The organism is Aquibium sp. A9E412, from assembly GCF_030398335.1.
Classification (GTDB): domain Bacteria; phylum Pseudomonadota; class Alphaproteobacteria; order Rhizobiales; family Rhizobiaceae; genus A9E412.
Map to the genome: position 1 here is coordinate 75,198 of NZ_JAOAOP010000010.1, position 9,290 is coordinate 84,487.

Below are 9,290 nucleotides of genomic sequence, written 5' to 3' on the forward strand. Positions count from 1 at the left end.
GGAGGGGGACAAGTATGCAGACAATTAAGGAAACTATAGAAAATCTGCACGGCTCGCTGAGCGACTATATCGAGGCAACATACCACATCAGTGCCCCGTCGCTGATTGCGCAGCGGCAACACCTTCTTGAACGTGACGGTGTCATTCATCGCGTCCCTTATCTCGAATCGACGCCAAAATACCAAACGGGCAATACATTCGGCTCAATGGTCGGACTGCCGTCGGCGGCGCAGACGCTCTTTTCACGATTGAGTTCTCCGAGCGAAGGCCTTCCGCGGTTGATCTACGATCCTCCGTACAAGCACCAGGCCGAGTCGCTTCGTCACAATCTCATCGACGGAAAGAATCTGGTCATCATGACCGGGACAGGTTCGGGAAAGACGGAATCTTTCCTTCTTCCGATCCTGGGCAAGTTTGCGCAGGAGGCGCAAACGCGTCCCAGTGTCTTCGCTGAGCAGCCCGCGATGCGGGCGCTGATCATGTATCCGATGAATGCGCTCGTAAACGACCAGTTGGGACGACTTCGCGCCTTGCTGGGCGACCCGCGCCTCGTCAATTCCTTCAAGGAGTGGTGTGGCCGCCCACCTCGATTTGCCCGATATACGAGCCGGACCCCGTATGCAGGCATTCGCACGTCGAAGAAGGATTCGTCGCGACTACAATCCTTCGACAGCTTCTACGTCGACGTGCTCAGGCGTGCGGACAGCGACGATGCCGAAGAAAAAGCACAAGCTGTTGAGTTGCTGGCCGCCTTGAAGGATCGCGGCAAATGGCCAGCAAAACCCGATCTTGAAGCCTGGTTCGGGCAAAAGGGCAGCGCCTGGCAAGACCGGAAGACGGGAGAGTTCGTCAGGGCGGTTACGCTACCTGACGACTCCGAACTTCTGACGCGACACGAAGTCCATGCCGCGCCGCCTGACCTGCTCGTCACGAACTACTCGATGCTCGAATACATGCTCATGCGGCCGATTGAGCGAGCAATCTTTGACAGGACACGTGAGTGGCTTGCTGACAACCCGAACGAGACCTTTCTGGTAGTGCTCGACGAAGCGCACCTCTACCGCGGTGCCGCCGGCGCAGAAGTGGGTTTGCTGCTAAGACGGTTGCGGGACCGGATCGGTGTCCCGGAAGACCGTTTCCGGATTATCTGCGCGACAGCGAGTTTCAAAGATGCTGATTATGCCCCCGCGTTTGGATCGCAGCTCTCCGGCGTCCCGGCTGATACCTTCGTTCCAATCGAAGGCACACTCGATCTCAAGGAAGGTGCCGGGAAGGGAACGCTGGAGGACGCCGAAGCCCTTTCCGGGATTGATCTGAATGCATTCTACGAGGCGGATTCTGACGATGCCAAGCTGGCATTGATTACGCCGTTGCTCGACTACCGAGGCGTTACGGGTGCGGAATCGACAGAGCGTGGGCTCTTCGATGCGTTGAAATCGTTCCCTGCAATGTGCGCACTAATTAATGCGACGATGAAGGAAGCCCGGCCCATCGCCGAGCTTGGCACTTTTCTGTTTGCCGGCGATGTTCCGGCCAAAACCGCCGATGAAGCCGTTACTGTCCTGATGGCGCTCGGTAGCGTTGCGAGGCCGGAGCCGAATCTACCCGGATTGCTGCCCTGCCGCATACACAACTTCTTTCGGGGCTTGCCTGGCCTTTGGGTTTGTATGGATCCAGACTGCAGCGAGCTCTCCGAGGATCAACGTGATGGCATCTGCGGGAAGATGTACTCGCAACCGTCGGAAGAATGCGGGTGTGGTGCCCGGGTCCTTGAGTTGTTCACCTGCCGCAACTGCGGAACCGCTTACGCTCGAGCCTATACCGACGACGTCGATTCACCGCGCGCTCTCTGGTCCGAACCGGGAGAGCAGTTGCGCATGGCAAGTGGCGAGACTAGCCCGTTGCTACCCATCGACTTGCTTCTTGAGCAGCCTGCGCACGACGATAGCGCTGAACCAGCCGACTACGATCTGGAAACAGGGCAACTGAATCCGCTCACACCCGGACCGCGCATGCGAACGGTCTTCATCCGTCAGGATCGGCTCAACGATACCGCCGACGACGAGAATGAGAACGACAACAGCTTCGAGTCACGTGGTCAGTTCACTCCGTGTGCGGTTTGCGGCAAGACGGCACGCTTTGGGCGCAGTTATGTGCAAGACCATCAAACCAAGGGTGACCAGCCCTTTCAGGCGTTACTCGCTCGACAAATCCAAATTCAGCCTCCAGGGCCGCAGGAAGCGACACCATTTGCTCCTCTGCGCGGCCGCAAAGTGCTCGCCTTCTCCGACTCCCGACAAGTGGCAGCTCGCCTCGCACCCAATCTGCAGATGTATTCCGAGCGAGATTCTCTCCGCCCCCTGATCATCAGCGGCTTCAATTGGCTCAAGGAACAGGATGCAATTCGCCCGCACCTGAACCTCGACGACCTATATTTTGGTGTGTTGCTGGCCTCCAAACGCCTGAACGTGCGCCTGCGTCCGGAAATGCGGGGCGGGGAAAACTTTGATGCTGAAGAAGTTGTAGACGAGGCGGTCCGCCGGGATGACCTGGAAGATCCGTCGACCTTGTTGAGCTTGTTGTTGGAAATTCGGGCTCACCGTCCGCCGGAGTCGCTGCTTAGCAGCATGCTGACGACCTTGACCGACAGGTTTTGGGGGATGGAGCCCCTGGCGCTCGCAACGTTGAAAGAAAGCGATCGCCACACAAAGAAGATATTGGGCTTGCCGCCGATACCGGGATTCGCTGAGACCGATGAGGCCAAACTTGCGATCGCGCGCTACTGGTTACGGTGCTGGAACAACAACGGCTTCAGGCTTGCGCAGATGCCGGGCACTTGGATTAATCGGCCGCCATCAGAAGGATTTCGGGTCAAGCCGCGAAACCCAAAAGCCAAGATCAAGGCGATTGAATCCGTCATCGACGATAAGGCCGCCAGGAAGGTCTTTTGGGATAGCTGGTCGCCGGAACTGCTCAAGTGGTTCACGCAATCAGTGGAGAGTGGGTATCGTTGCCTGAACGGCAGCGAGCTTTCGCTCCAGTTTGATGGCGCCTGGGTGCATTGCTCAAGTTGCAAATCGGTCCATCGTCCTATCCCCGGCATTGAAAGCTGCCTTGACTGCGGAAGTGATACCGTCTCCGCCCTTGATCCAGATGCCGACCCAGTCTTTCTTGCGCGCAAAGGTTTTTATCGCAAACCGGTTACGCAGGCCCTTGAGGACCCGCCGCGGCAGCCGATGGCTCTCATTGCCGCTGAACACACTGCCCAGCTCAACGCGCCGCAAAACGAGGATGTGTTCTCCAAGGCGGAAGAAAATGAGCTCTTGTTCCAGGATATCGCGCTGAGTGGGAGCGGTCTTGGAGGGCGTTCCACCGCAATCGACATTTTGTCCAGCACGACGACTATGGAAGTCGGTATCGACCTCGGAGCCTTGTCAGGCGTGGCCCTGCGAAACATGCCGCCCGGGCGTGCCAACTATCAGCAGCGGGCAGGCCGTGCAGGTCGCCGCGGCAATGCTGTAGCAACAGTCGTCGCGTTTGGGAGCGCAGACAGCCATGATGAGCACTATTTCTCCCAACCTGACGAGATGATCCGGGGTGATGTCGTCGACCCGAAACTGACATTGGACAACCCTGAGATCGTGCGCCGTCACATCCGCGCGTTCCTCCTGCAGAACTATCACCAGGATCGCCTTCCGATCATCGACCCGGACCAGCCACACGATCTGTTTTCAGTCCTGGGAAGCGTTTCCGGCTTTCGAAAGGCGGATTCACTCTTGAATCGGGACGACTTCGCGGCATGGCTCGCCGACAATGAGGAGACGTTGCGTACCCGCATAGCCGGGTGGATTCCTGAGCAGCTATCCGGAGACGATCGGGCTCTTCTCCTCGGTGAGTTCGTCAGTGATTGCCTTCAAGCTGTGGACGAGGCCATCGCCCCTGGTCCCGGTGAAGAGGACGAGACCGACGATGACGACGACGACGATACCGCCGGTGACGAAGAAGCAGCTGAGGAAGGAGAAGAACACCCGCAGCAGGCTTCCAGCCCCGGCAAGATGCTGGACCGCCTCCTTTACTGCGGGAAGCTCCCTCGGTACGCATTTCCGACTGATGTTGCGACCTTCCACGTATTCGACCGCGACCGGTCGTCCCGCCACAGACACATCATGAAATTCGCGCCCTCACAGGGCTTGCCGATAGCGCTTTCCCAATATGCGCCGGACAAACAGGTCTGGATTGCGGGCAAGTGCTACACTTCGGGGGCCATCTATTCGGTCATGAAGGACGACCGCTTCCACGCTTGGGAGAGCAAACGTCTCTACATGGAATGCAGCGACTGTGGTTTCGCGAGGACGTTCGAAGCGGGTGAAATCGTCCGCAATGACACGACTGATTGCGAGGCGTGCGGTGGCGAAAACACATTTGGGCCCGCTCGCTACTGGATGCGGCCGCCGGGGTTTGCTCACCCAATCGGCGTCGAGGAAATGACGTCTCCCGACGAAATTCCGGAAACCAGCTACGCCACCCGAGCGAAATTGACGATGGGAACGCCGGGAGACGATGAGGGCTGGTCCGAAGCCAATGAGCGTATCCGTAGCCTGAAAACTCGGCGGCATCTCCTGGTGTCGAATACGGGTCCGCAGCAAGAAGGATACAACTACTGTGTCAAATGCGGCCGAATAGAAGCGAGCAACACCCCTTCGCCGATCCTGGCGGCGCCCCACCGCAAGCCTTATCCGGATGATGACGACAAACTCATGTGTGATGGCATTGGACCGACACGCCACCTAGTGCTTGGGACCGATTTCATCACGGACATCGCGCTGTTCTCAATGCGCGTGGCCGCACCGCTCAAACTGAAGCCGGGGCACTACTCAACGGATGTCGCGCTGCGAACTGTCAGCGAAGCACTTGCCAAGGCGGCATGCCAGATACTGGAGATCGAGCCTGGCGAACTGATGGCCGAATATCGACCTGCGCTCACTCCTGCGGGCAAGAGCGGGTTGGAAGCAGAGATCTTTCTCTATGACACGCTTCCTGGCGGCGCGGGCTTTGCGAGTCAGTTTGCAGATCGCGGACTTGAGCTGTTCCAGCGCGCACTCCAGTTGCTGAAAACCTGCCCCGAGGACTGTGACGCTTCGTGCTACCGGTGTTTGCGGAGCTTCAAGAACAAATTCGAACATCGCCTGCTCGACAGGCATGTGGGCGCCGAACTGCTGGAATATCTGCTGACAGGACAGAATCCCGGATTCAGTGCTGAACGCCTCAAGCGGTCTACAGCCTTGTTGCTGAACGATCTCCTCCGGCGCGACGAGGGGATGGCGACATTCGAGGCTGGGCCAAAAATCGCCTATGGGAATGGGAAGTCAGTAACGGCTCCAATTCTTGCTGAATGCAAAGGTCGGAAGTTCGTCATTGCGCTTTCGGGGCCTTTGACGACAGGTCATCCCGCTGATCCGGCGATAGCTGAATTTCGCGACAGCGGCACTGAGTACCAGGTGATTGTCGAGAATGAACTCGTCATACGGGGGAACCTTCCAACGGCAACGCGCACCATCTACCAGCAGATCACCGGTTGAAGTAGATGATAGAACTGGTTGGCGTCGGCGAAGGGAAGGAATACGAGGCAGCACTGCATTTGCGTAAGCAATTGCTTGCCGTATGGCCCGATCTCAGCCAGAATCCCGACGATCATGTGAAGATCTTTGTTGGGCTCAAGCTTTACGGACATCCGATCGAAGACATCGACCTTTTTGTGGTGGGGCAGTTCTCCGAGCCACGCGAGTTTGACATTGAGTTCAAATTCTATCCCCGTGAGGGTGAGCCTTTCGTTCCTCGGCGCGCTTCGGTGCGAAGCTTCGCCCTTGTCATTGAGGCCAAATCACACGACGCGACGGGTGTCAGGTTCGACGACAAGGTTGCTTCGGTAAAGTATCCCAGAGGCTGGGAGTGCGTGACCGAAAAGACCCGGCAGCAGGTATTCGAACTCAAGAAGTACCTTGCACGGAACGGTGTGCCGAAGATCTATCTCCAGGATCTGATTTTCTTTTCCGGGCTGCGTGAACCCGACCTACCCAAACGGCCGCACAACTGTTTCGGCATCGATGCGAGCTTCGAACGCATTCTGAACATTTTGGGACAGGTGTCGTCTCCGGCGAATAATAACCGCCGCGTAACGCTCAGCTTTGGCTCGGAGGAGGTCTTCGCTTCAATCTTCTCGCCGGAGACCACTTTGCTTCAGACCATGGAGCCCACGCCGCTCGACCGGCGGCGCATGGATCGCATTGTTAAGGCTGCACTGCCCGACGCATGGCTCGATGACCTAACACATAAGCAAATCGTAGTCCGTGGCAGGGGCGGCGTTGGGAAGACCGTCATCCTTCTTCAGATGGCGTATCGTGCATATGATAGTAATCGGATGCGGTCGCTCGTGCTGACCTACAACAAAGCACTTGTCGCCGACATGAGACGCACGATGGCACTGCTCGGTGTACCTCACCAGATCGAGAAAGGTGGCATTCGGATTGAAACGGTGCATGCGTTCGTCGGCCGCCTGATGCATGAACTCGGCATCATCAAGACTTACGATAGCTTTTTGGAGCGTTATGAGGAGCACAAGGAAACTCTCTTGGACTACATCCGTAGCGGAGCGCTTTCCCGTGATGACCTTGAGAGCGTCCTTCAGAACAACGCCGACGATTTCGCCTGGGACGCAATCTTCGTCGATGAAGGGCAGGATTGGCCATCCAATGAAATCGATATCCTACGGGCAGTCTATCAACCTGAACGCATTGTTGTGGCCGACGGAGTCGATCAGTATGTGCGGGCATCCGTAGCGGATTGGTCATCGGGACTTGCACGAGAGAAGTTGCGGCCCCGTCGGTTGCGTCGGTGCTTGAGAATGAAGGCAAATCTCGCTCATTTCGTAGCCGATTGTGCTGATTCCCTCGGCCTTCAGGACTGGGACCTCGAACCAAATCCAGACGCCAATGGAGGACGGGTCATCATCGTTGAGGGTGACATGGCCAGTCAAACTGCGTTGTTGAATCAGATATTCAAGGAAGCTGCGGAACTCGGAAACTATCCTGTCGATCTGCTCGCATGCGTTCCGCCATCATTGGTAGTCCACGATGCAGAAGATACCTATTCGGTTCCGGGACGGGCTATTCGACAGAACGGAGGCGCCGTCTGGGACGCATCATCGTCCGACGTCCGGGAAATTTATCCAACTGAGCGCGACGCTCTGCGGATCGTGCAATACGACTCCTGCCGCGGGCTCGAAGGCTGGACCGTGATCAACTACGCCTTTGATGATTTCTATGACTACAAATACGATCAATGGCTGGCATCACCTCCTGACCTTGGCGGGCTGTTTGAAACCAAGCAGGATCTTGCTGCAGCTTTCGCTGCGCAGTGGATGATGATCCCCCTGACCCGAGCGATGGATACATTGGTCATCAACGTGTCAGGGCGGCCATCGGTTGTGAAAGATGCGCTCATGACCGTTCAGAAGCGGCAATCTGACTTCGTTGAATGGATAAAGCTGTAAATTGAGCTCCGTCCCCGCTGCGAACAGTCATGTCACATGCCATCCAGAAATGGCCAGAGATCGGGTGGCCACGAAGCTATGGGTAGGTTGTCTACCTCGCGGGTCTTGAACTGATAAGCATTTGATCGATAGCGCTTTTGCGGGATTGCCGATCCAGCGTGTAGGTGTTCCGCCTGAACTCGGCCCCTTCAAGCAGAGCCTTCACGTAGCCGGACACGGTGTCGGCGGCCATAATCAGCGTGGAGTCGAGGGTATGGACATATTTGCTCGTGACCGATCCCTTGGCGTGGCCAATCAGCGCTGCGATCGTGATCTCGGTGAAGCCCAAGTCATTGGCGATGCTCGCGAAACTGTGCCGAAGCACATGGGGGGTCACATCCCAGAGTGGGGTGTCCTTGAATAGCTTTTTCCAGCTCTGCGGAAAATTCCCGACCGCGTTGTCGATGCCCTGGCCGGGAAAGACGTAGGTTCCGGTTCTGTGCGGTCGTTCCTTCTCCAGAAATTCCACGACCGGCAGGCCGACCGGGCGAACCGAGGAGCCTTCCTTGCTGTCAACCAGCCGCAGACAGCTCCCCTCAAGATCGACCTCGCTCCATTTGAGGTTGACGATTTCTCCGCGCCGGCAGCCGGTCAGCGTAATCAGCCTGAGGATCTCGGCATGTATCCTGTAGCGGTCACTTTGCTGAGCCTGTCGAAGGATGTCTCCCAAAGTACGATACTCAGCTTCGCTAAGGCGACGGTCGCGAACCTGGTATTTCGGCTTGCGGAGGCCATGCGTGGGATTGTGCTCGATCACCCCAGCCTCGACTGCGTATGAGAAGATGCCACCAAGCAGACCCATCGTCCGTATCGCAGTGCCACGGCCACCCCGAACGATGGCCTTTCCGCGCAGCTTTTCGGTCTTCATGGTCACGCGTGTCTTGCCGGCGATGATGTCCTTCATCAGGTTGTTCATGTCCGGCTTGGTGATGTCCCGCACACGCCGCGTCCCGAGAGGAGGAATGATGTGCCTGCGGATACGGCCGACATCGGTGGCGATGGTGGTGTCCTTCTTCGGCCTGCCGCCTTTCCCTAGGATGAGGCCGGCTTCCATTTCGGCGATATACTGCTCACATAGCTGCTTGATGGTCAGCGCCTTGCGGTCCTCCTCGCGCTCTTCAGCGGGATCCCCGCCATGGGCAACCTGTCCGAGCAGGGCCTTGGCTTCGCGGCGGGCGGTCTCGGGTGTCCAGACGCCATGAGTACCGATCGTGTAGCGACGTGAACGGCCGCGAGACCGGTACTGGACGATGTAGCTGCGCTTGCCGGAGGGATAGACGCGAAGACCGAAGCCCGGCAATTCGTCGTCCCAGACGACGTGACCTTTGCTCTGCGGCCCGACGGCCTCTACGAACCGTTTGGTCAGTTTGGTCATGCTCCCGTCCCTCGGAAGCCCCGATTTCGAGTAAGCACCACGCAAGCACACGGGCGGAAATCAAGGCGTATTCACGGATAGAGACTTCGGAGCTCCGATTCTGAAAATCAATCCATTTCAGTTAGTTAGCGTGCTCTGGCGTGCCCTATCGTGCAATTCGGATAGGTCCTTAGACCAGCTCCGAAGGCAGAGGTCACAGGTTCGAATCCTGTCGGGTGCGCCAAATACCACTGGGTCCATACCGGGGACATGGTTTACAGCTGATACCGGAGAGATCGTTTACACATTCTCCGGGGCGAATGGGTTGGGCGCCGGTTCGACGCGGCC

At 57.5% G+C, this 9,290-nt stretch carries 3 protein-coding genes; 2 read left to right on the forward strand and 1 reads right to left on the reverse strand.

The window, feature by feature from the left end; genetic code table 11:
• Positions 1-14: 14 nt before the first annotated feature.
• On the forward strand, positions 15-5,579 hold the full coding sequence (locus N1F89_RS06680) for a DEAD/DEAH box helicase (RefSeq protein WP_290082724.1): 5,565 nt from the start codon (positions 15-17) through the stop codon (positions 5,577-5,579).
• 5 nt (positions 5,580-5,584) lie between these two features.
• Complete coding sequence (locus N1F89_RS06685; RefSeq protein ID WP_290082725.1) at positions 5,585-7,549, forward strand: AAA family ATPase; 1,965 nt, start codon at positions 5,585-5,587, stop codon at positions 7,547-7,549.
• Between the two features lie 91 nt (positions 7,550-7,640).
• On the opposite strand, the gene N1F89_RS06690 is transcribed toward N1F89_RS06685, so the two are convergent.
• A complete protein-coding gene (locus N1F89_RS06690) occupies positions 7,641-8,963 on the reverse strand; it encodes a site-specific integrase (protein WP_290082726.1) in 1,323 nt (440 codons plus the stop codon).
• Between the last annotated feature and the right edge of the window lie 327 nt (positions 8,964-9,290).